Source organism: Chryseobacterium sp. PET-29 (assembly GCF_025736815.1).
GTDB classification, from domain to species: Bacteria; Bacteroidota; Bacteroidia; order Flavobacteriales; family Weeksellaceae; genus Chryseobacterium; species Chryseobacterium nepalense.
In genome coordinates this window covers 2,090,215-2,111,967 of the sequence record NZ_CP107053.1, presented here as the reverse complement: position 1 = coordinate 2,111,967, position 21,753 = coordinate 2,090,215, and the positions used below count along the sequence as shown (strand labels likewise).

Annotated in this window: 23 protein-coding genes; 17 read left to right on the top strand and 6 right to left on the bottom strand. The window is 37.1% G+C overall.

What is annotated here, in order from left to right:
- Positions 1 to 22: 22 nt before the first annotated feature.
- The 3 genes from ODE14_RS09285 to ODE14_RS09275 are packed head-to-tail and all read right to left on the bottom strand — an operon-like array spanning position 23 to position 2,441.
- Positions 23 to 529 carry a hypothetical protein gene (locus ODE14_RS09285; RefSeq protein WP_263601242.1) on the bottom strand — a complete coding sequence of 169 codons (507 nt, stop codon included), beginning with the start codon at positions 527 to 529 and terminating at the stop codon, positions 23 to 25.
- A gap of 53 nt (positions 530 to 582) precedes the next feature.
- Complete coding sequence (locus tag ODE14_RS09280) at positions 583 to 1,854, bottom strand: hypothetical protein (protein ID WP_263601241.1); 1,272 nt, start codon at positions 1,852 to 1,854, stop codon at positions 583 to 585.
- Positions 1,855 to 1,904: 50 nt separating this feature from the next.
- Positions 1,905 to 2,441, bottom strand: coding sequence for a YceI family protein (locus tag ODE14_RS09275; protein WP_263601240.1), 537 nt, complete (start codon positions 2,439 to 2,441; stop codon positions 1,905 to 1,907).
- A gap of 497 nt (positions 2,442 to 2,938) precedes the next feature.
- Between ODE14_RS09275 and ODE14_RS09270 the strand changes: the two genes are divergently transcribed.
- Entirely contained in the window at positions 2,939 to 3,580 is a 642-nt protein-coding gene (locus ODE14_RS09270; RefSeq protein ID WP_263601239.1) for a uracil-DNA glycosylase, read from the top strand.
- On the opposite strand, the gene ODE14_RS09265 is transcribed toward ODE14_RS09270, so the two are convergent.
- The 3 genes from ODE14_RS09265 to ODE14_RS09255 all read right to left on the bottom strand — a co-directional run bounded on the left by ODE14_RS09265 (position 3,567) and on the right by ODE14_RS09255 (position 5,821).
- The gene (locus tag ODE14_RS09265; protein ID WP_263601238.1) at positions 3,567 to 4,061 is read right to left on the bottom strand and encodes a hypothetical protein; all 495 of its coding nucleotides are present in this window, start codon (positions 4,059 to 4,061) and stop codon (positions 3,567 to 3,569) included. The two genes, ODE14_RS09270 and ODE14_RS09265, sit on opposite strands and share 14 nt — an antisense overlap.
- 10 nt (positions 4,062 to 4,071) lie before the next feature.
- Positions 4,072 to 4,563, bottom strand: coding sequence for a DUF456 domain-containing protein (locus tag ODE14_RS09260; RefSeq protein ID WP_248391720.1), 492 nt, complete (start codon positions 4,561 to 4,563; stop codon positions 4,072 to 4,074).
- A 76-nt stretch (positions 4,564 to 4,639) separates the two neighbouring features.
- Positions 4,640 to 5,821, bottom strand: a complete 1,182-nt coding sequence (locus ODE14_RS09255) for a hypothetical protein (protein WP_263601237.1) — start codon at positions 5,819 to 5,821, stop codon at positions 4,640 to 4,642.
- A gap of 273 nt (positions 5,822 to 6,094) precedes the next feature.
- On the opposite strand from ODE14_RS09255, the gene ODE14_RS09250 reads away from it, so the two are divergent.
- The 16 genes from ODE14_RS09250 (at position 6,095) to ODE14_RS09175 (ending at position 21,723) form a co-directional block, all read left to right on the top strand.
- The gene (locus tag ODE14_RS09250; protein WP_248391724.1) at positions 6,095 to 7,354 is read left to right on the top strand and encodes a mechanosensitive ion channel family protein; all 1,260 of its coding nucleotides are present in this window, start codon (positions 6,095 to 6,097) and stop codon (positions 7,352 to 7,354) included.
- A gap of 389 nt (positions 7,355 to 7,743) precedes the next feature.
- The gene (locus ODE14_RS09245; RefSeq protein ID WP_263601236.1) at positions 7,744 to 8,343 is read left to right on the top strand and encodes a hypothetical protein; all 600 of its coding nucleotides are present in this window, start codon (positions 7,744 to 7,746) and stop codon (positions 8,341 to 8,343) included.
- Entirely contained in the window at positions 8,330 to 9,049 is a 720-nt protein-coding gene (locus ODE14_RS09240) for a pyridoxine 5'-phosphate synthase (protein ID WP_263601235.1), read from the top strand. The genes ODE14_RS09245 and ODE14_RS09240 overlap by 14 nt, the downstream gene beginning before the upstream one ends.
- A 12-nt stretch (positions 9,050 to 9,061) precedes the next feature.
- Positions 9,062 to 9,841, top strand: coding sequence for an alpha/beta fold hydrolase (locus tag ODE14_RS09235; RefSeq protein WP_263601234.1), 780 nt, complete (start codon positions 9,062 to 9,064; stop codon positions 9,839 to 9,841).
- A gap of 117 nt (positions 9,842 to 9,958) precedes the next feature.
- On the top strand, positions 9,959 to 10,198 hold the full coding sequence (locus ODE14_RS09230) for a microviridin/marinostatin family tricyclic proteinase inhibitor (protein ID WP_263601233.1): 240 nt from the start codon (positions 9,959 to 9,961) through the stop codon (positions 10,196 to 10,198).
- Positions 10,199 to 10,238: 40 nt separating this feature from the next.
- On the top strand, positions 10,239 to 10,460 hold the full coding sequence (locus tag ODE14_RS09225; RefSeq protein WP_263601232.1) for a microviridin/marinostatin family tricyclic proteinase inhibitor: 222 nt from the start codon (positions 10,239 to 10,241) through the stop codon (positions 10,458 to 10,460).
- An 89-nt stretch (positions 10,461 to 10,549) separates the two neighbouring features.
- Complete coding sequence (locus ODE14_RS09220; protein WP_263601231.1) at positions 10,550 to 11,506, top strand: MvdC/MvdD family ATP grasp protein; 957 nt, start codon at positions 10,550 to 10,552, stop codon at positions 11,504 to 11,506.
- Positions 11,499 to 12,503 carry an MvdD family ATP-grasp ribosomal peptide maturase gene (locus ODE14_RS09215; protein WP_263601230.1) on the top strand — a complete coding sequence of 335 codons (1,005 nt, stop codon included), beginning with the start codon at positions 11,499 to 11,501 and terminating at the stop codon, positions 12,501 to 12,503. The genes ODE14_RS09220 and ODE14_RS09215 overlap by 8 nt, the downstream gene beginning before the upstream one ends.
- 206 nt (positions 12,504 to 12,709) lie before the next feature.
- On the top strand, positions 12,710 to 13,723 hold the full coding sequence (locus tag ODE14_RS09210; RefSeq protein ID WP_263601229.1) for an NAD-dependent epimerase/dehydratase family protein: 1,014 nt from the start codon (positions 12,710 to 12,712) through the stop codon (positions 13,721 to 13,723).
- Positions 13,720 to 15,489, top strand: coding sequence for an AMP-dependent synthetase/ligase (locus tag ODE14_RS09205; protein WP_263601228.1), 1,770 nt, complete (start codon positions 13,720 to 13,722; stop codon positions 15,487 to 15,489). The genes ODE14_RS09210 and ODE14_RS09205 overlap by 4 nt, the downstream gene beginning before the upstream one ends.
- Positions 15,490 to 15,528: 39 nt before the next feature.
- Complete coding sequence (locus ODE14_RS09200) at positions 15,529 to 16,584, top strand: diphosphomevalonate/mevalonate 3,5-bisphosphate decarboxylase family protein (protein WP_263601227.1); 1,056 nt, start codon at positions 15,529 to 15,531, stop codon at positions 16,582 to 16,584.
- Positions 16,585 to 16,901: 317 nt separating this feature from the next.
- Positions 16,902 to 17,459 (top strand): gliding motility lipoprotein GldD, encoded by a 558-nt coding sequence (gene gldD, locus ODE14_RS09195; RefSeq protein ID WP_263601226.1) that lies wholly within the window; start codon positions 16,902 to 16,904, stop codon positions 17,457 to 17,459.
- A 28-nt stretch (positions 17,460 to 17,487) separates the two neighbouring features.
- Positions 17,488 to 18,411, top strand: a complete 924-nt coding sequence (locus ODE14_RS09190; protein WP_248391741.1) for a PfkB family carbohydrate kinase — start codon at positions 17,488 to 17,490, stop codon at positions 18,409 to 18,411.
- A gap of 88 nt (positions 18,412 to 18,499) precedes the next feature.
- On the top strand, positions 18,500 to 19,870 hold the full coding sequence (locus ODE14_RS09185; protein ID WP_263601225.1) for a peptidylprolyl isomerase: 1,371 nt from the start codon (positions 18,500 to 18,502) through the stop codon (positions 19,868 to 19,870).
- Positions 19,871 to 19,950: 80 nt separating this feature from the next.
- The gene (locus tag ODE14_RS09180) at positions 19,951 to 20,940 is read left to right on the top strand and encodes an NAD(P)H-dependent flavin oxidoreductase (protein WP_263601224.1); all 990 of its coding nucleotides are present in this window, start codon (positions 19,951 to 19,953) and stop codon (positions 20,938 to 20,940) included.
- Between the two features lie 12 nt (positions 20,941 to 20,952).
- Positions 20,953 to 21,723 carry an alpha/beta fold hydrolase gene (locus ODE14_RS09175; protein ID WP_263601223.1) on the top strand — a complete coding sequence of 257 codons (771 nt, stop codon included), beginning with the start codon at positions 20,953 to 20,955 and terminating at the stop codon, positions 21,721 to 21,723.
- Positions 21,724 to 21,753 lie beyond the last annotated feature (30 nt).

Sequence of the window (21,753 nt, the reverse complement as noted above, 5' to 3'; positions counted from 1 at the left end):
ATCTAAAATAACTGGTATTGTTTTATTGCGTGTTTGCAGCAAGGGCAAAAACAAGATTAAGATCATCTTTTACTACAATCATCCCACCCATTCTTTTTGGAGGTGATATGTCAAAATCGCTGAATTTAACACTTTTTCTGCCGGTAAGTTTTCCGTTTTCGAGGCACAATGTGATATTGTATATTTTACTTCTGTTTATCATCTTTACTTCTATCTGTGCATTGTATACTGCTTTATTCCTGTCTAAAGAAATAAACTTTATATGAAGGTATGGATGATCTTCCGCTAAAAGAGTTTTCTGAAAATCAGAAGTCATTATTTTGTTATGGCAATCGAAATCGTCTACTTTCAGTGCAATGTTTGGAAGATTTTTTTCACTAATCATGAAATTGCCCCCGGGCGTTCTGAATGTAGTGTTGGTGCATTTGAAAGTATTAATATTAGTGCTTCCGTTGATCTGAATGTAGTTTTCCTGGGCATTCATAAATATTCCGACTATAAACGGAATTGCTGCTAAAAAAGGTTTCATAATTCAGGTAGTGTTTTGAAAAAACTTGGGATAGCTTTTTCTGTGATTGGCATTTAGAAAGAAATGGCAGCTTCCAGAACAAATCCGTTGAATTTACCGTCATACAGGATGCTTGATGTTGGATAGCCGTCGTATTTCTGATTGACATATTCAACTTTGGTAAGGATGTTTTTGGTCATAAACCAGCCTCCGCCGATGTTGTAACGGGTTACATCTACCTTGTTTCCTGTCGCCAGTTCACCTTTTACCAGGTTGTATCTTCCCCCGAAGTACAGGTTATCATTATTTCCGAATCGGTAAATAAGTTCCGCGGCATACTGGTTCCATGTTCTGCGGTCGATTTCTGTTGTATTTCTGCCTGAAGCGTTTTCAAAAGTTCCGAAGAATTCCAGACCTTTATATCTTACAAAAGGGTTGATCATAATGGAAGTCACTTTGTTTTTAAAATCCGGTACTACCTGTCCTGATCTGAAATTGGCAGATGAGGTGGCCGCGGCATTTTCCATCACATAATAGTATCTTGATCCCGCTCTGTCTCCATCATAGAAATCCAGCCTTTGGGTATTGGCGGTGTTGTAAACGGATCCTGTAAGACGTACTCTCAGATCGCTGTTCAGCTGTTTGTCGTAGCCTATTTTAGCATATAAAGAAGGGCTTGTTCCTCCGTTGGCATTCTGGTTGAGTCTTCCGTTGGTAATACCTCCCATTCCGATGAATCCGTCTCTGCGGTAGTAATATTCAGCAAAAACCATTGTTGCATATGCGTCCATCAGGTAATTTCCCACAAACGGGTTTTGGGTGGTGTAGGCATTATCGCTTCTTCTGAAGTGCACATCCCCGTAATTAATTTCATCATGACCGAATTTTATGGTTGAATATTTCATAAAGTCACTCAAAAAATCTTTTTTGATAAAATCAAGCTTGTCAATCTGAATGTAGCCTCCTTTTACGTAGGTTTCGTTGTGGTGGCGGGAACTTAAAAATGTTCTTAAATGTAAATTGATACCGTCATATAAAGCCACATCAATATCAAGGTTGGCTGTAGCAAGGTTAAAATTATTTCCGATGTCGTACAGTTGGGTTGCCGGAACGGATTGATCTGCTCCGCTTTCATGTTTCAGACCTTGGAATTGTAAGGCGAACGCTCCGCCGATTCTTACTTTAAGTTTCTCAAAGGTTGTTACAGAATCTTTAGGATTTTCAAAAATATTGATCCCTCTCTGGTCTCTTGGTTTAAGATTATCTAAAGGAAACTGTTGAGCATGTGCGGCATTAGCAAGTAAAATAGTTCCTAAGAGTGCTGTTTTTATGTAAATGGTTTTCATAACGTTTTATTTTTTTAATATTGATTAATCATGGTTTTAATGCTGATTTCTTACTGTGCTGTAATGCTCACTTTGATGGTGACTTCATCTCCTGTTTTTATACCCATGAATCCGGGTCTGCTCATTCCGAAATCTGAAAGTTTTACGGTTTCGGTTCCATAAATGGTGTAAGTGTTTTCATTTTTAGCAACGCTTACGGGAAAAGAAACATTTCTGGAAACTCCTGCGATCGTCAGTTTTCCGCTTACATTGCTTTTACCGAAATTGATAGAAGCTGCTGTAAAGCTGATGGTGGGATATTGTGAAGATTTCAATGCTTCATAAGCTTTATTATCCATGGTGCTTCCTTTTTTGCTTTTCAGGTTTTTTACCGGCATGGTAAAAGTGGCGTTGGATATGCTGTTTCCATTCACGGTTCCTGTAAAGTAAGCTGCTGAAGAATTCATTTCCCAGTCGTGTAAAGGAGAAGTTCCGTTAACGACAATTACTGTTGTCTTCTGATTTATTTTTTGAGCTTCTGCATTTTGATAAAAAAATAATGTTCCGCATAGCGCTGTAGCATTCAAGAAAATTCTTAAAGTTTTCATATCGACAAATATTTATTAATTATGTTATGTAATATTCTTTTGTTTTGTGATATAAAGGTAGAATTTATGTTAATTTTATGATAATTTTTGAATATGATATAAATCTTTACTGTGATTGTAATTATTTAATTTCTAACAAAATTAATCTGTAAGTTAAAATTTGTTAAAGACTGAACGGTAATTGTGATTTTTCAGCCGATTATTTGCTTAAACGTATCAAAAAAAATAAATCATATAAATTTTTACAGCATAAATACTGATGAAAGTCACTGGAATTATCTTGTTGATATGACAATGAATGATTACTTTATAAATGCTGCCCAGAGCTCATTTTTGGATATCCTGATATATTTTTATATTTGACAATTATAATCGCTGATCGAGAAAAAGGTTCCATGATACTTTTTATAAATTTAAATTCATGGCAATACTTTTGATCTTACAGAGCAGTTGAGGTTTAAGCCTATCAATAAAAACATCTGATAAATTATTACAATATGACCTGGACAGAAATATTAGCCCCGATAAAAAAAACCGAATATTTTACCAATCTTTGGGAGAAAGTAAAGCAGGAATATGCAACAACAAAAGTTTTCCCACCTAAAAGACAGATTTTCAGGGCGTTGGAAATTACCCCTTTCGATGAAGTTGAGGTTGTAATTATTGGGCAGGATCCATATCATAATGATTATCAGGCGAATGGTCTTTGTTTTTCAGTTTCCGAGCAGGTTGCCGCGCCACCCTCCCTGAAGAATATTTTTATAGAGCTTAAAAATGATATCGGTGTGGAAAGAACTTCAAAAGAATTGGATGACTGGGGAAAACAGGGTGTTTTGCTGTTAAATGCAACGTTAACTGTACGTGCTCATGCTCCGAACTCTCATAAGGATCTCGGCTGGGAAAAGTTTACGGATTTTATTATCAAAGAAATTTCAGATAAGAAACAAAATGTAGTTTTTGTCTTATGGGGTGCTTTTGCACAGAAAAAAGCCGAACTTATTGATCCGGCCAAACATTTTATATTAAAGTCTGCGCACCCGTCGCCATTTTCTGTTCACAGAGGATTTTTCGGAAGCAAACCTTTTTCGAAAATTAATGAATATCTGAGTTCTAAGGGAAAGAAGCCTATTTCATATTAGCGGTGTTATCGGATTTTTTGATCATAATACCGATTCTATATTTTCCTTTAAGGTTTTTTGTGCCTTCTGCTGATCCGGGATACGGATTTACTTCTGTTAGCGTGATGGTATATCCGTTGAAATCTGCGGATTGATGATAATTTCTTCCTTTATTATCCAGGCTTGCAAGGGATAAAGTCATAGGTCTTGTTGCAGTTCCCATTACCTCTACTTCGGCTACGGCAACGCCGGCCCAAATGCAGTTAACATCTTTCGGGCAGCGGCTGTCTTCAGAAATACCTTTGAATGTTACATTCATCTGATATTCATCAAGAAATCTGTTTTCTCCTTCATTGAAGTAGATGACGGATCCTTCATTGCTGTTTTTTGTGAGATTCCCGGAATTTTCCACTTGATCTTTTTGCGGAACCTGTGTCCCTTTTTGTGTTTTGCAGTTAACTAACAATAGTCCTGTGCTTAATATAATGGCTTTATACAACATTTTTCTTGTTTTAAATAATGGAAAGCATATTTAATACTACCACCAAAAACATTGCCACACCCACCACGAAGCTGAATCCGGTGCCGTAAATAAACCCTATAAAAGCTCCTTTGGTTGATTTTAAAGCTTTGCTAATATCTTTACTGTCATGAAGAAGTTCTCCTATAAAAACACCTGCAAACATCCCTACTAAAAATCCCAAAGGAATGGGTAAAAATATCCCTACGATGGTACCGATTACCGAACCAATACTTCCCCAGCGTGTTCCGCCGTATTTCTGATTGGTCTTTGCCGGAATGACATAATTAAGTACCACTGAAGCAATGGTAAGGATTATAAATGCCCAGATATATATCATGCTGAGATCCGAATCGGTTCCGAATTTATAGATCAGAAGTCCGCAGATGCTCAATAACAGACCCGGTAAAACTGGTAAAAAAGTTCCTAAAATTCCTAAAAACAGAAGAATAAGGCAGAGAATATCAATTAAGGCTGTATCCATTTTTTTAATTTAATGAAAAGATATAAAAAAAAGTGGCTTCAAAAAAGCCACTTCCATGTTTAAGGTGAAGTTTTTATTAAAGGTTTAAAATTACATATTGTAGAATAACACCTGCATTACCAATATTTCCGGAAGCGTGGTTGTGGAAAGTGGTGTAATAAATATAGCCGCTGTTGGAAGCTCCTGAGCAAGGTCCCACTGTTGCGCCTAATGCAACAAGGAAAGGAACGGCTGCCTGAGGAACAGAAAGACTGATCTGGATATTTCCCGGAAGGGTAACACAAACCGTTACAAAAGTTGTGTTTGCAGCATTTCCTATTGGAGTAACCGGAATACCTGTTGCTGCAAAATGGTTGGTTCTGATCATCAACGCATCATTTGATGAAGTTTCCTTCACCAGTACTTCCCAGTAAGCAGGATCATAGTTGATTATTTTTTGCCATGCTCCTAAATCATAATCCAGATTAAGCGTATTGAACCCTAAAGCAGATGTTAGTCCGGCATTATTTACAGTAGCACCGATATTTCCGGAGCTTCCGATATTCTTGGAGCATAATTTTGAATCAGGTACAAATCCTCCCGGCAATCCACAGTTATTGGTATTGGTGGTTCCGCCTACTAAATAGGCAACATCCCAGTCTGAGGCATAGATACTTCCTCCGTTGGCCACAAAAATGGCTAAGTTGGCATCAATCGCTGTGTAAAGTGCGGGATTTGTCGTGCTGCTTCTGGAGCCGCAATTAAGGAATATAATATCGTACTGCGAAATTGTAGTCATATTCGCCAGGTCATTATTCGTGATTTCGGTTGCAGTATAACCTAGAATCTGGATAATATCCTCTATCTTATCATAAGTTCCTTTTACATAAGCGATTTTTGCAATTTGGTTAAGTTTTGTCTGATTTGCATCAAGAGCAGTTGTTTCATTGTCTTTAACTACTGCGGAAATTTCTGTACGGAAATTGGTCCCGTTACCGGTCTGGATGTAAATTGTGCGGTTTCCGGCCGGAGCATCAAGTAGGAAATTACCTTCTGAATCAGAAGTCGTGTAATAGATTTTATACTTGTCGTCAAAGGTAAAAACAGAAGCTCCTCCAATAGGTTTGGTTCCGTTTTTTGACATTACCTTCCCGGTAAGCTTCCCGGTTTTAACGGCCGTATTCGTATTTTCCGTAATTACCGGTGCATCGTCTCCTCCGGAGCAGTTCGTTAAAAGTGTGAATACACACAATAAAATAAAAAAGTAGTGTTTTCTCATATGTATATGGTTTTTTGATTTTATTTAGTTTATATCAAATTTAAATAATTATTAAATATAAATTCATAAAAATGTTATTTTTTTTAAATAAATTGTGGTAATATTATTTATTGTTATGAAAGTTTTATTTGTTAATCGTGCTTGTGAATGAATTGAATCGTTTTAAAAATTCTGAAAAATTTCTATTTAAAAGAATAACTTAATTAGTTTTGGGATAAAAATTGCTGAAAGATATTCTGTATAAAAATTACTTATTTTCCTAAATTTGCTGTAATGAACGACCAATTAGAAGAAACAAAGGATCTCATACAGGGATTAAGTGAGCCTCTTTACCGATACATCAGCCGCATTGCACCGTCCGGCCTGGAATTCGTATTTCATATTATTGTAAAGATTCTTTTATTGATCGCGATTTTTCTGGTTATTGACTTTATTTTTAAGCTTATAATCAACAGCGTTTTCAGTATCTTCAGAAATAAAGAAAAATATCCTGCTATAAATTCAATTTATGAATCAAGAATTACCAATTCAATTGCTCATTTAATTGCGCTTTTAATTATAGGAAGTATTCATGAATCTATATTCGCAGGTGCTTTAACCAAAACAACCACATTTATTATAAGATGTGTTAATTTAGGACTTGTAATGATCTTTGCCGGAATGCTGTATCGGGGACTGACTGCTTTCAGAAACTATTTCGTCATTAAACAGGATTTTTACAAAATCATGGCCCTGAATGCTATTTCGGAGACGGTGAAAATTTTGGGAATCTTTCTCTTCTCGGTTGTTGGGATCTGCGTAATTTTCGGGATTAAAGGAACAACTATTGTCGGCAGTCTGGGAGCAATTACGGCTGTTCTTGTTCTTGTATTCCGTGATACGATTCTGGGATTTGTTACCGGACTTCACGTGGCAACTTCTAAAAACCTCAAAGTGGGAGACTGGGTAAGTATTCCGAAGTATAATATTGAAGGAAATATTGCTGAAATCAACCTTCTGACAACAAAAATCAATAATTTCGACAGGACCTTTTCCACAATTCCTACGTATGATCTTCTCACTACAGAAATCAAAAACATGCAGGTGATTTCCGAGACCAATGCCCGAAGAATCAAGAAATCTATTTTTTTCAACATCAATTCATTTAAATTCCTTTCAGAAGAAGATATTGAGCGTCTGAAAAGCATTAATCTTATTTCTGATTATCTCGAGCAGAGATCAATTGAGCTGAAAAAAGAAAAAGAAAACATGGCGCATAAAGAAGAGATCGTGAACGGCAGGCAGCTTACCAATATTGGTGTTTTCAGGTATTATGCCCAAAAATATATAGAACGTATTCCGGAGCTCGATAAAGAGGGTCCTATCATGGTCCGTCAGCTGAACAGCACACCGCAGGGGCTTCCTCTTGAAATTTATGCGTTTACCAACGATACCGAGTGGGTGCGGTTTGAGGAAATACAGTCGGACATCTTCGATCATTTATTGGTTGCTTCAAAAGAATTTGATCTGGAGGTAATGCAGGTAAAAGTTTAATTCTGATAAAGACTGTGTATTCGGCGATCAATAATAGAATAGAATTTTTTAACGTTCTCATGCTGGTATTTTCATTTTTACTGGCATGTATATTACCTTTTGATGTTTTTCTGTTCTCATACGCAGTATTGGGGCCGCTGCATTATCTTACCGAGTTGCACTGGCTGAAAAGAAAAAATTTTTTTGTGAATAAGCTGCATGCAGGAAAGTTTTTATTTTTTGCACTATGTGTTGTAGGCTTGCTTTTTATGATATATTTAAATGTCGCTTTATTTAGGGCAAATATTATATACGGAAGTATTGTCGGTCTGTTTTTTATTTTTTCAGTCTACCTGATTTTGATATCTGAAACAAATTATGCTAAGTTTTTAGCAGTGTTTTTATTATTAATGATGATACTGTTCTCTTTTTTCAGGCCCAGTCTGATTATTATGCTGGGGCTATTTCTACCAACGCTGATCCATGTTTATGTATTTACGGCACTTTTCATGATTTCAGGTTATTTAAGATCATCACATATTACTGCACTTTTTACGATCATATTGCTATTGGCAATACCATTTATGATTGCTTTTTTACCACTGGAAAATTTCGTTTTTTCCAGGGAAAGCTCTGAAAAGGTATTTAATTCTACAGGTTTTAAAATTATTAATCAACAGCTGGCCTTTTTAACAGGGAAAAATATATCGGTTGTTTCCGGAGTTTTAAAAGTGCAGATTTTTATTGCTTTTGCTTACACTTATCATTATCTGAACTGGTTTGTGAAGACTTCAGTAATTGGATGGGCAAGATCTTTAAGACTAAAAAATACACTTTTCGTTTCTGCAATTTGGATTTTATCAATAGCTTTGTATCTGTATAATTATCAAATGGGTCTGACGGTATTATTTGTTCTCAGTATGCTGCATGTACTTGCTGAATTTCCGCTTAATGCCTTATCCATCAGGACAATATTTCAAAAACTTATCAGTAGAAATGACAAAACTTAGTGTAAACATTAATAAGATTGCAACCATAAGAAATGCCAGAGGTGGTGAAACGCCCAGTGTAACAGAAGCTGCAGTAAAGATTCAGGAATATGGAGGGCAGGGAATTACCATTCATCCGAGACCGGACGAAAGACATATTACCAGAAAAGATGTTTATGATCTTAAACCGCTTGTAACAACGGAATTCAATATCGAAGGAAATCCGCACAGACCTTTTATCGATATGGTCTTAGAAGTAAAACCGGAACAGGTAACTCTGGTTCCTGATGCTGATGATGCTATTACGTCAAATGCAGGATGGGATACCAAAAGGCATCTTGATTTTCTTACGGAGATTATTGCGGAGTTCAAGAATGCCGGAATTCGTACTTCAATTTTTTTAGATCCTAATCCGGAGCTGGTAGAATATGCCGCAAAAACCGGAACAGACAGAATCGAGTTGTACACAGAAGCATATGCGAAAAATTATACCGCTAATAAAGAACTGGCTATAAAGCCCTATTACGATACGGCAGTGGTAGCCGCAGATTTCGGACTTGGAGTGAATGCAGGGCATGATTTGAGCCTTGATAATCTAAAATATTTTGCAGATAATATTCCTAATTTACTGGAAGTTTCTATCGGTCATGCTTTAATTTCTGAAGCGTTGTACATGGGATTGGAAAATACGGTTCAGGCTTATCTGAAGAGACTTGCAAAATGGTAGAATAACAAAAATATGGAAATTTTAAATTCAAAAATATTCGGTGAAAACCTTTCGAAAACACCGCTTTTAGTATTTCACGGTTTGTTCGGAATGCTTGATAACTGGGGCTCTTTCGGCAAAGATATGGGAGAATTCCTTCCGGTACATCTTATTGATCTTCGTAATCACGGAAGAAGCTTCCATTCGGAAAACATGTCTCATGATGATCTGGCAGAAGATATTCTAAGATATATGGAATATTATGGAATTGCTAAAGCCCATATTCTGGGACATTCGCTGGGTGGAAAAGCAGTAATGCAGTTTGCGATAAAATTCCCGGAAAAAGTGGAAAGCCTCATTGTAGTTGATATCTCACCAAAAGCATATCCGCCACACCATCAGGGAATTATTAAAGCATTGGAAACGGTTGATTTTAATACGGTTTCCTCAAGAAATGACGTAGAAGCAGTGCTCAGTCAATATATTCCTGAAAAATCTACCATTCAGTTCCTGACAAAAAATTTGTACTGGGACGATCATAAAAAGCTGAACTGGAGATTTAACCTCAAAACTTTATCCGAAAAATATAATGAATTTGTATCCAATGCCATTAAATTCGGTGTTTTTGACGGGCCGGCTTTATTCATTGCCGGAGCTAAATCAAATTATATTCTTCCTCAGGACCACTTTGCGATCAGGCAGCAGTTTCCGAAAGCGGATTTTGTAACCATAAAAAATGCAGGACATTGGGTTCAGGCAGAAAATCCTGTTGATTTTGCTAATGTTGTTAAGGATTTTTTACATATTAATTAAAATAATTTCGTTATTAATTATTAATTGTTAAAATTTTCTTAAAAAATATTTTATTCTTCTTTGGGTGATTTTTTTTTAATACTTTTAGACCATTCTAAATCATTAAATATTAACATCATGGAAGGTAAAAAAACAAAAAAACCGTTCTTTGCTTCATTCTTAGAAAAGCAAATTCAGGACCCTGAAACAGTAAAAGGGGGTTCAGGAACAATTACATCTGCATTGCAGGATAGTACAACCGGAGCACTGAAAGACAGTGTTACATCAGTAACTGTTGATAACGTTACAAAACCGGGAGGCGATCATGTTACCCTGAAATATCCGTCAGACGGTGACGAAGATGCAACCGCACTTTAAGACTAAACAACCATTAAATTAAAACTCTAAATTAATTATTATGAAAAACAAAAATTCAAAAAAGAAGCCTTTCTTTGCATCATTCCTTGAAAAACAACTTCAGGATCCTGAAAAAATCAAAGGAGGAAATGAAATTACGGATATCAGGTTAGATAGTGTTACTACATCGAAACTTGCTGACACTGTAACAAAACCAACACTGGATTTATTGCAGACCATGAAATATCCATCAGACGGTGACGATGATGTTCCGACTGTATAAATGGAATTGTTGATATATAACACATTAACAAAATCATATCAAAAGGAAACTTACACTCTAAGTTTCCTTTTTTAATAAAAAACAGGCAAATGATTCTTTGCATTACACATTCACGGGATTTTTACAATATTGATCTCTTTTTTGAATACCTTACCTCGAAAAATATTCCGTATTTCAGGCTGAATTCTGATAAGCTTAACCATGCTCAGAAAATCAGCATCAGCCAGAATTCTTTTGAACTCACCGATGAATCAGGAAACAGATTAAAATCTGAAGACGTAAAAAGCGTCTGGCACAGGAAATCATGGAGAATTGATACTCCCGAAGAGCTGGATGAAGAATATAAAAAGATCTTTATTCAGGAATATTCCACCCTGCGTTACAATCTTTTCACAGCATTGGAACGTGTTCCGTGGATTAATCCTCTGGATATTGAAAACAAAATAGACGGCAATAAAATGCTACAGCTGAATATTGCTGAAAAGAACGGCCTGATTGTCCCTGAAACCCTTTTTTCAAACGATGCCGAAGCCATTACTGCATTTTTTTATACTCATTGTAACCGAAAAATGGTGGCCAAGCTTCACGGAGTCATTTCAAAATCAATGGGCGGAGAAAATTTTCTTTCAACCCATATTATTGATGAAGATTCTCTTGAAAATATTGCAGATATCGAATACTGCCCAATGATCTTTCAACCTTACATTGAAAAAGAATATGAGCTGAGGATTGTTTATCTTGACGGAGAATTCTTCACCGGTAAAATCAATAACAGCGAAAATACCGATTGGAGGATTGCAAAAGGAAACTACTTCTGGTCAGATTATGATCTTCCCGAGAATATAAAGTCAGGTCTCACAGGAATGATGAAAGAAATGGGGCTTTACCTCGGCGCCATAGACATGATCCGCGGAAAAGACGGAAAATATTATTTTCTCGAGGTCAATCCCCAGGGAGAGTGGGGAATGCTGCAGAAAGATCTCAATTTTCCTATTGCACAGAGAATTGCCGATAATCTTATAAAAAGAATGAAAACCAATGAATAAAATTTTAATAATTACCCATACCGGAGATAATTTTTCAATTGAAAAAGTAACCGAATATATCAATAAAAACGAATGCGAAGTAATTCGCTTTAATGTAGATGAATATCCATTAACCAACAAATTGTCTTCCATATTCCAGGATGGAAAATGGACAACCATTCTTGAAACCTCTGATAAAAAATACCGTCTGGACGATATTTCAGCAGTTTGGTACAGGCGTGCTTATAACATGGGACGGGGCCTGAGAGAGGAAATCGATGAGAAGTTCTACGGAGCGGCAATGGGAGAGATAAGAAATACCCTGTTCGGGTTTTTAGAATCTGTTGATGTTTATTCGCTGGGAAAACCAAGTGTTTACAGAAGGCTCGACAGTAAAGAAGAACAGCTTAAAATTGCAGATAAAATTGGACTTAAAATTCCCGAGACCTGCGTTACCAATAATCCCGAAGAAGCAAAACAGTTTATCATAAAGCATCAGAATGTGGTGGCAAAAATGCAGACTGGTTTTGCCATCTATGAAGATGGCGTGGAAAGTGTGGTGTTTACCAATGTTGTTAATGAAGACAAGCTGGAGGAGTTGGATACACTTTTGTATTGTCCGATGCAGTTTCAGAAAAAAATCGAGAAGAAAAAAGAACTCCGGGTAACGGTTGTCGGAAGAGATATTTTTGCTTTTGAAATAGATTCCCAGCAGTCGGATGCCGCAAAAATCGACTGGAGAAAAGACGGGGTCAACCTTATCGATAAATGGATTCCTACGGAGCTGCCTTCTGATATTGAAGCAAAACTGCTGGAGCTTCTGGACGTATATCATGTAGACTATGGCGCAATTGACATTATTGTTTCTCCGGAAGACGAATACTATTTTATCGAAATCAATGCGGCAGGAGAGTTTTTCTGGTTGGATAACCTCACGGAAGGAAACCTCATCTCAAAAAGCATTGCCGATATTTTGTGCGATAAAGCCCCAAGAAGAAGCAATGAAGTTTTGGCATAGCATAACAACGAAATGATTTTTTTTAATTTTTGATGAGAGCGGGCACTGCCCGTTTTTTTTTATTGACGCTTCAGATAATCTTTTGGTGCACATTTCAATTTATTGTAATTTGTTATTAATTAAAAATTGAATTCTCCTTTAAAAATCGCAAATTTGCAAACACGGAGAATGTGAGCATAAATTAGTCAACCAAGTAAAAATAACGGATGGTTTTTGTAACGGGTGCTACCGGAATTCTCGGCAGGGTAATCGTTTTGGAGCTTCTTAAAAAAGGAAGAAACGTTCGGGCTGCGAAGAGAGCGACAAGCAATTTAGACGAAGTAAAGCATTCCTATTCATTTTATACGGAAAATCCCGACGATTTTTTCAATAAGATAGAATGGGTAAATGTCGATTTTGATGATATTCAGTCGATTCAGGATGCGCTGAAAGGTGTGGATGAAGTCTATCACTGTGCAGCCAAAGTCGGTTTTAATCCGGATGATGCAAAAGAAATGTATCATACCAACGTAAAAGGAACCCAAAACCTTTTATATGCCTGTGAAAATTCGGAGGTAAAGAAATTTCTACACGTAAGTTCCGTCGCCGTTCTCGATATTGACAATGAAAACGGTGAGCTTGACGAAGATTCTGATTTTAATCCCAAAGACGACCATTCCGCCTATGCCATTTCAAAACATCTTGCCGAAATGGAGGCCTGGAGAGCATCTGCGGAAGGACTCAATGTTGTAATCGTAAATCCGGGAATGATCATCGGAAGCGGAAACTGGGGCAAGAGCAGCGGTGATATATTTCCTACCATGGAAAAAAACAGCTTTACTTTTTCCGGGGGAACCAGCTATGCGGATGTAAGGGATGTTGCTGAAATATCAGTTCAGCTCATGGAAAAGAGTATTTTCGGAGAACGGTTTATCATTATTTCCGAAAATAAAAGATATGCAGAACTGGCAAGACAGATCAGAAAAGAACTGGGTCTGAAAGAGGCAAAAGTACTTTCAAAATTCCAGCTTACTATGGGAATTGTGGCGAATATGCTTTTCGGATGGCTCATTCCGCAACTTAAGATGGTGACGAAATCGAATGTTGAAGCAATTTCCCAAATGAAAACCATATCTCATAAAAAAGTAAAGGAAAGGCTGAATTATACATTCATTCCATTGGAAGAAACCATAGACTTCCACCTTAAAAATTATATTAACGATAAAAAGGCAAAACAATGAATCTTGCGGAGGCAATCATTCAAAAAAATATAGAAAAGCATCCCTTAAAATCCGCCATTGGGTTTGAAAAAAAGAAAGAAGGATGGAAAGAGCTGAGCTGGAAGAAATTCTCGGAAATTATTTTTAAAACAGCCAATGCTCTGAAAGAAGCGGGAATAAAAGAAAACGATAAAGTTTCCATCTATTCAGATAACTCTTCAGAATGGATGATTTTTGATCTGGCGGCGATGTCACTGGGTGCAGTTACCGTGCCTATTTACTCAACCAATAATGCAGAGCAGGCAGAATATATCATTAAAGATTCCGGGGCAAAAATCATTTTGGTAGGAGACCAGGCACAGTATGATGCCTGCCTTGAAATTGTGCAAAAAAACGAATGCAGCCTCGAAACGATCATTGTTTCCAAAAAAGCAGTCTGGATCAAAAAAGAATTCAGCAGCTTCTACCTGGAAGATTTTATTGCAAAATCAGCCGCAGAAGCAGAATTCTGTCCAAAGGAAAATGACGATGTAGCAACCCTGATTTATACTTCAGGAACTACCGGTACGCCAAAAGGGGTAATACTTACCCACGGGAATTTCATCAAAGCTTTTGATGCTCATTTTAAGTTTTTTAAATTTAAAAATTTCGAAGAGGAACTTTCGCTTGCATTTTTACCACTAAGCCACGTTTTCGAACGCAGCTGGAGTCTTCTTTGTCTGTATGGAGGCGCAAGAGTATACTTTCTTGAAGATCCTAAAAATATTGCGAATACGCTTGAAGAGGTGAAACCTACTATGATGTGCGCTGTTCCGAGGTTTTTCCAGAAAATTTACGCAGGCGTGCTGGAAAAGGCAGAAGAAGGGTCGTCACTAAAGAAAAAAATCTTCGACTGGGCTGTAAAAACAGGGTGGGAGACTGCCGAATTAAAACGAAATGAAAAACACATTTCTTTAGGTCTACAAATAAAACAAAACATAGCTGAAGCTCTGGTCTTCAGCAAAATTAAAAACAGAATGGGGGGAAGACTCTGGTTTCTGCCTTGTGGTGGAGCTTCCTTATCTCCGGAGGTTACCCGTTTTTTTGAATCGGTAGGAATCCATGTTACCGTAGGGTACGGGCTCACGGAAACTACGGCTACTCTTACGCTTTTCCCTTTCACTCATTTTGAGCACGGAACAAGCGGAAAACCGCTTCCCGGAGTAGAAATCCGTATCGGAGATCGGGATGAAATCCAGGCAAGAGGAAACGGAATTATGAAAGGCTATTACAACAACCCGGAAGATACCCAAAAAGTGTTCACTGAAGACGGATGGTTCAAGACCGGTGATGCCGGAAAGATCGATGAAAAAGGAAATCTTATCATCACCGACCGTCTGAAGGATCTTATGAAAACATCAAACGGAAAATATATTGCTCCGCAGCAGATCGAAAACTTGCTCACCAATAATAATTTCATCCAGCAGATTGTAATGATCGCGGAGGGCAGACAGTTTGCTTCTGCACTTATTGTTCCTAATTTTGAGTTCCTGAAAGAGTACCTTGCCAAAAATAATATTCCTTTTACCAATTGGGAAGAAGTGGTGAAAAATAAAGAGGTAAACGATTTTTATAAAAATAAAATTAAAGAACTTCAGGAACATTTGTCCGACTTTGAAAAAGTGAAAAAGTTTACTCTAATGCCCGCAGAATTTGAAATCAACACCGGAGAAATCACGCCTACGCTGAAAGTGAAGAGAAATGTGGTTCTTAAAAAATATGCGGAGATTATTGATCAGATGTACTAAAATAGATGGATTACTAAGCTGATTGACAAAAAAAGAATTATGACAACACAGGAATTTTTAGGAAAAAAAGAATTTGCAATACAAGATCAGACGGTTTCAGAAAGCTGTCCATCAAACATAGCACTGATTAAATATTGGGGCAAATATGATAATCAGATTCCTGCAAATCCGAGTATCAGCTATACATTGAATCATTGTAAAACCAATACCAGTCTGGAATTTATAGCGAATGAAGCATTTTCCGTTCAGACTTTTTTAGCGGGTAATGAAGAACCGAAATTTGCAGCAAAAATTGAAAAATATTTCAGTAATATAGAACAATATCTTCCTTGGATTTTAAAGGGGAAATACATTATCAGAACAGAAAATACATTTCCGCACAGCTCAGGAATTGCAAGTTCGGCTTCCGGTTTTGGTGCGGTTGCAAAATGCCTGATGCATCTGGATGGAATTTTCTCTGGAAAAGCTTCGGAAGAAGAATCATTAAGAAAAGCGTCTTTTCTGGCAAGGCTGGGAAGCGGAAGTGCATGCAGAAGTTTGTATAGCGGATTGGTGGTTTGGGGAGAATGCCAGGTGAAAGAAAGTTCTGACCTTTTTGCAGTTCAATATCCCAACGACGCAGTTCATGAGATTTTTAAAGATTTTAATGATTGGGTCTTACTGATTCATGAAGGTGAGAAAAGTGTTTCTTCAACGGTAGGACACGGCCTGATGAATACCAATCCGTATGCCGACAGAAGATTTCAGGAAGCGAGGGAAAACTTCGGTCCGATGAAGGAAATTCTTGCCAGTGGGGATTTGCATCAGTTCATTAAACTCGTGGAACATGAAGCATTAACGCTCCACGCAATGATGATGATGAGCGATCCTGCATTTATCCTCATGAAAACAGGAACGCTGGAAGTCATCAATAAAATATGGGATTTCCGGAAAGAAACCGGGTTGCCTTTATTCTTTACCCTTGATGCCGGCGCCAATGTTCACCTTCTATTTCCGAATAACGGTTCCGAAGAAACAATAAAATTATTCATTGAAACGGAATTGCTGCAGCATACGCAGAAGAACGGAGTGGTAAAAGACATAATGAAATTTTAAATGAATTAGATAATATTTGAACGGACTTTTTGAAGTTCGTTTTTTTATTTATAAACTTTTTTAAATAAACGTTAAAGAAGAAAATATTGACGTTGATAAGCCAATAAGAAGCGTCATATCTTTAAATATCAAAGATATTTCCTACTTGATTTTAAAACCTTAGAAAATCTTAATGTTGAATAATTTTGCGATTTAAATTAAAGTAAACTTTTTAACAGGTACAAAGTATTTAAAAATCAATTGTAAAATCACTCTTACAGATTGAAATGCTGAAATTTGTCTTCCGAAATCTGAAATCTAATTTGTACTTTTGCAAAATGTTTAAAAACGCCATTTTTATTTTTATCGCACTGATATTGGTGTCCTGTTCCAAAGATCCTGTTCCGAAACCTTACGGTGAACTTCGTCTGGAATATCCTGCGCCGAAATATCAGAAGTTTGAAAACAACTGTGCCTATACTTTTGAATATTCCCATTTCGCAACAATTACAGATGCCAAAAGACCTTGCTGGTATTATCTGAATTATCCGAAAATGAAAGCGAAAATTTTCGTGACCTATTATCCTATCAAGAATGATTTTGCCGCCCACATCCAGGAAGCTGAAAAAATGGTGTATGAGCATACGATAAAAGCAAGTGCCATTGATACCAAATCATTCGAATATCCTGATAAAAAAGTGTACGGAAACTTCTATGAGCTTAAAGGACAAAGTGCTTCAAACCTTCAGTTTTACATTACAGACAGTACAAAACATTTTGTAACGGCCTATTTATATTTCAACACAAGACCAAAGCCGGATTCTCTGGCACCGGCGGTAGATTATATCAAGAACGATATGAAGCATCTTCTGGACACATTTGAATGGAAAAATTAATACTCTTTAAATATACTTTGAAAAAAATATGAAACTTTTAGTTGTAGGAAGTGTTGCATTCGATGCAATCGAAACACCATTTGGTAAAACAGACAAAATTTTGGGAGGTGCGGCAACCTATATCGGAATTACTTCATCCGTACTTGGAGTAAAATCAGGAATTGTTTCAGTGGTGGGAGGAGATTTTCCGCAGGAACATCTGGATATGTTCACCAACAGAAACGTAAATATAGAAGGAATTGAAATCGTGAAAGATGGCAAAACATTTTTCTGGTCCGGAAAATATCACAATGACCTTAATACCAGAGATACACTGGCAACAGAAGTGAATGTTCTGGAGAATTTTGATCCTAAAATTCCGGATTCTATGCAGGATGCGGAGATTTTATTATTGGGAAATCTTCATCCGGGGGTACAGCTTTCCGTATTGGAAAAAATGCACAAACGTCCGAAACTGGTAATCCTTGATACCATGAATTTCTGGATGGATACCGCATGGGATATTTTAATGGAAATGATTGCTAAAACGGATGTTATTACTATTAATGACGAAGAAGCAAGACAGCTTTCAGGCGAATATTCTCTCGTAAAAGCAGCTAAAAAAATCCACGAAATGGGACCGGAATACGTCATCATTAAAAAAGGAGAACATGGCGCTTTACTTTTCCATGATAATAAAGTATTCGCTATTCCGGCACTACCGTTGGAAGAAGTTTTTGACCCTACCGGAGCGGGAGATACTTTTGCAGGAGGCTTTGCAGCTTATCTGGCTAAAAAAGAAAAAACTGATTTTGAAACTATGAAATCTGCACTTATCGTAGGTTCTGCAATGGCATCTTTCACCGTTGAAAAATTCGGGACGGAAAGAATTGAAGAAGTAAATGAAGCGGATATGTTCGAAAGATTAAGACAGTTTAAAGAATTGACAACTTTTGATATAGAACTACAATAAATACGTCTTTTTTAAGAAATATTTATAATAAAAAATTTAGTGTAATTCATTAAGAATTCTAAATTTGCAACTTGTTTAAAATAGTAAAATGATAAATAAACTTAAGATCACTTTTCTTTTTGGAATTTTCATCATCTTGTTTGGTGCAAATTCGCTGAATGCTCAGCTGAAACAAGGAGATTTAGTGGATGGTATTGCTGCTGTAATCGGTGATGAAATTGTTCTGGAGTCTGACGTAAATGAGCAGATGAACTATGCAAAACAGCAGGGAACTACCAATATTGATAAGTGTGAATTTTTGGAAAACCTTCTCAATAATAAGCTTCTGGTATATGAAGCAAGAAAAGATACACTTATCGAAAACCGTTCTGCAGCAATTAAAGAACAGGCTAACGGAAAATATCAACAGTTGCTGTCACAGTTTCCTGATGAAAAAACAATGCTTGCGGCTTATAAATTCAGAAACGGCTATGAAATGAAAAATGCCATCGAGAAAATCGATACGGATCAATATTATGCACAGGCAAAATACCAGAGAATTACAGAAAAAGCAGACGTTACTCCAAATGAGGTAACCGACTTCTACAACATGTACAAAACCCAGCTTCCGGAAATAAAAGATGAGGTTTCTTTATCACAGATTATGATGTATCCTAAACTTACTGAAGCTCATAAGGAGGATCTCATCAACAGACTGAAAAAGATTAAAAAGGATATTGAAGGAGGAGAAAGCTTTGAAAGCCAGGCAAGAATCTATTCAGAAGACCCTGGATCTGCTTCAAATGGAGGACTTATGAAAAATATTTCTAAAGGACAGATGGTAAAACCTTTTGAAGCAGCTGCACTGAATCTTCAGGAAGGCGAAATTTCAGATCCGATAGAATCAGAATTCGGTTATCATATCATACAGCTGGTGAGAAAAGCAGGTAAGATCTATGATGCAAGACATATTCTTTTAATGGCAACTCCTACGGATGAAGAAATTAAAACAGCAAAAGTGAAATTAGACAGCATCAGAGGATTGATTTCCAGTGGTAAAATTACCTTCAAAGATGCTGCTTTCAGATTCTCAGACGATAAAAGAACAAAGTTCAATGCCGGAGTAATCCCTGGATCAGATGGTTCCAGCAAAATAGAAAGAGAATCTGTTCCGGGAACCATCAGTTATGAGCTGGCTGGTCTTAATAAAGGAGATATTACCAATGCATTCGATGATAAAGACGAAAGAGACAGAAAAGTTGTAAAGATCATCAAGATTGAAGATGTAATTCCTTCACACCAGATCACCCTGGAAACGGATTATGACAGAATCAAACAAATGGCTCTTAACAAGAGAAGAAGTGAAATGGTGGAAAAGTTTGTTAATTCAAAACTTCCAACAACATTTATTTCCATAGACGGACGTTATAACGACTGCGCCTTCAAAGGAAACTGGAAGAAAGACGCCATCAAAAAATAAAAAAAAGCCTTCAGAATTTTCTGAAGGTTTTTTTTTATTCGAAATTCCCGATAAATCATGGTTTTTATTATTTTTACAGCATGAGCAATTTTATAGATTTCAATTCGGCTAAAAAGCTTCATGAAATGCAGCAGGGTCAAAACAGAATCACCCAACTTTTTAATATTCAGTATCCGGTCATTCAGGGCGGGATGATCTGGCATTCGGGATGGAGACTTGCTTCGGCAGTATCTAATTGCGGCGGTCTGGGCCTTATTGGGGCAGGAAGCATGTATCCCGATGTATTACGTGAAAATATCAGAAAATGTAAACAGGCAACAGATAAACCTTTCGGGGTGAATGTTCCGATGCTTTATCCGAATATTGATGAGGTACTACAGATTATACTGGAAGAAGGGATAAAGATTGTTTTTACATCAGCCGGAAATCCTAAAACATATACTGAAACGTTACAGAAAGAAGGGTTGAAAGTAGCTCACGTAGTTTCATCCACCAAATTTGCCATCAAATGCGAAGAAGCCGGAGTAGACGCAATAGTGGCAGAAGGCTTTGAAGCCGGAGGTCACAACGGAAGGGACGAAACCACCACTTTCTGCCTGATTCCAAACGTGAAAAAACATATTTCAAAACCTTTGATCGCGGCCGGAGGTATTGCTTTAGGTTCACAGATGAAAGCAGCAATGATTCTGGGAGCAGACGCAGTACAGATCGGCTCCCGTTTTGCCGCAACTGCTGAAGCAAGTGCCCACGATAACTGGAAGAGAAAAATAACTGAGCTTCAGGAAGGAGATACACATCTTACGCTGAAGGAACTGGCTCCTGTAAGAATGGTTAAAAATAAGTTTTTCAACGAACTGGAAGATATTTATATTGCCGGAAGAAATAAAGATCTGCTGATCGCATCCCTGGGGCGTGCAAGAGCAAAAAAAGGAATGTTTGAAGGAGATATGGAGGAAGGCGAACTGGAAATCGGGCAAGTTTCCGCTTTAATTGATGAAGTACTTCCCGTAGATAAAGTATTCAATAATTTATTGGAAGAATTTAGGAACACAGGCAACCCGGTTTTGTAATAGTTTAAATTAATGGAGAAAAGGATTATTGATGTAAACGGTAAAAAATTGTATGCAGAATATAATAATTCATATGAAAATAAACCCACCATTGTTTTTTTGCATGATTCTTTAGGATCAGTGGAGCTTTGGAGGGATTTTCCTGAGAAACTGGCGGCTGAAACGGAATGCAGTATTTTAATATATGATCGTCTTGGATATGGTCAATCTTTCCCGATGCCAACTTATGAAAGGGAAAATAATTACATGGAAACCGAAGCAGATGTCCTGAATGATTTGCTGAAGGTATTAAATATAAGGGAAGCCATTCTTTTCGGTCACAGTGATGGAGGGACTATCGCACTTATAACAGCCGCAAAGTACCCGGAAAAGATAACAGCGGTCATTTGTGAAGCGGGGCATATCTTTGTGGAAGATGTAACGGTAAAAGGTGTTGCTAATGCCTTACATGCTTATAAGACAACCAATCTTTCGGATCGTCTTCGGAAATACCATGGTAATCATGTAGAAATAATGGTTAAAGCCTGGACAGAAATCTGGCTGAGTGACAGATTCCAAGACTGGAATATAGAATATTTACTTAAAGATATATATGCTCCTTTGTTTTTTATTCAGGGTGAAAATGATGAATATGGAACATTAGAGCAGGTGCAGAAAACACTTTCCGGAGTGAGCGGAACTTCTGAGAAACTGATTATTCCGGGTGTTGGCCATACTCCGCACAAAGAAGTTCCTGAAATGGTTTTGAAAAAATCGGCGGAGTTTATAAGTTCAATTATTTAACTCAATTAATATTTTAGCAACATTGCATTC

Bases quoted from the DNA above. Each gene is read 5' to 3' on its own strand.
- ODE14_RS09215 (WP_263601230.1), top strand. From the start codon at position 11,499: ATGAATAAAATTTTAATAATTACCCATACCGGAGATAATTTTTCAATT.
- ODE14_RS09185 (WP_263601225.1), top strand. From the start codon at position 18,500: ATGATAAATAAACTTAAGATCACTTTTCTTTTTGGAATTTTCATCATC.
- ODE14_RS09190 (WP_248391741.1), top strand. From the start codon at position 17,488: ATGAAACTTTTAGTTGTAGGAAGTGTTGCATTCGATGCAATCGAAACA.
- ODE14_RS09230 (WP_263601233.1), top strand. From the start codon at position 9,959: ATGGAAGGTAAAAAAACAAAAAAACCGTTCTTTGCTTCATTCTTAGAA.
- ODE14_RS09225 (WP_263601232.1), top strand. From the start codon at position 10,239: ATGAAAAACAAAAATTCAAAAAAGAAGCCTTTCTTTGCATCATTCCTT.
- ODE14_RS09275 (WP_263601240.1), bottom strand. From the start codon at position 2,441: ATGAAAACTTTAAGAATTTTCTTGAATGCTACAGCGCTATGCGGAACA.
- ODE14_RS09260 (WP_248391720.1), bottom strand. From the start codon at position 4,563: ATGGATACAGCCTTAATTGATATTCTCTGCCTTATTCTTCTGTTTTTA.
- ODE14_RS09180 (WP_263601224.1), top strand. From the start codon at position 19,951: ATGAGCAATTTTATAGATTTCAATTCGGCTAAAAAGCTTCATGAAATG.
- ODE14_RS09220 (WP_263601231.1), top strand. From the start codon at position 10,550: ATGATTCTTTGCATTACACATTCACGGGATTTTTACAATATTGATCTC.
- ODE14_RS09265 (WP_263601238.1), bottom strand. From the start codon at position 4,061: ATGTTGTATAAAGCCATTATATTAAGCACAGGACTATTGTTAGTTAAC.
- ODE14_RS09280 (WP_263601241.1), bottom strand. From the start codon at position 1,854: ATGAAAACCATTTACATAAAAACAGCACTCTTAGGAACTATTTTACTT.
- ODE14_RS09210 (WP_263601229.1), top strand. From the start codon at position 12,710: ATGGTTTTTGTAACGGGTGCTACCGGAATTCTCGGCAGGGTAATCGTT.
- ODE14_RS09245 (WP_263601236.1), top strand. From the start codon at position 7,744: ATGATGATACTGTTCTCTTTTTTCAGGCCCAGTCTGATTATTATGCTG.
- ODE14_RS09205 (WP_263601228.1), top strand. From the start codon at position 13,720: ATGAATCTTGCGGAGGCAATCATTCAAAAAAATATAGAAAAGCATCCC.
- ODE14_RS09285 (WP_263601242.1), bottom strand. From the start codon at position 529: ATGAAACCTTTTTTAGCAGCAATTCCGTTTATAGTCGGAATATTTATG.
- ODE14_RS09270 (WP_263601239.1), top strand. From the start codon at position 2,939: ATGACCTGGACAGAAATATTAGCCCCGATAAAAAAAACCGAATATTTT.
- ODE14_RS09175 (WP_263601223.1), top strand. From the start codon at position 20,953: ATGGAGAAAAGGATTATTGATGTAAACGGTAAAAAATTGTATGCAGAA.
- ODE14_RS09250 (WP_248391724.1), top strand. From the start codon at position 6,095: ATGAACGACCAATTAGAAGAAACAAAGGATCTCATACAGGGATTAAGT.
- ODE14_RS09255 (WP_263601237.1), bottom strand. From the start codon at position 5,821: ATGAGAAAACACTACTTTTTTATTTTATTGTGTGTATTCACACTTTTA.
- ODE14_RS09235 (WP_263601234.1), top strand. From the start codon at position 9,062: ATGGAAATTTTAAATTCAAAAATATTCGGTGAAAACCTTTCGAAAACA.
- gldD (WP_263601226.1), top strand. From the start codon at position 16,902: ATGTTTAAAAACGCCATTTTTATTTTTATCGCACTGATATTGGTGTCC.
- ODE14_RS09240 (WP_263601235.1), top strand. From the start codon at position 8,330: ATGACAAAACTTAGTGTAAACATTAATAAGATTGCAACCATAAGAAAT.
- ODE14_RS09200 (WP_263601227.1), top strand. From the start codon at position 15,529: ATGACAACACAGGAATTTTTAGGAAAAAAAGAATTTGCAATACAAGAT.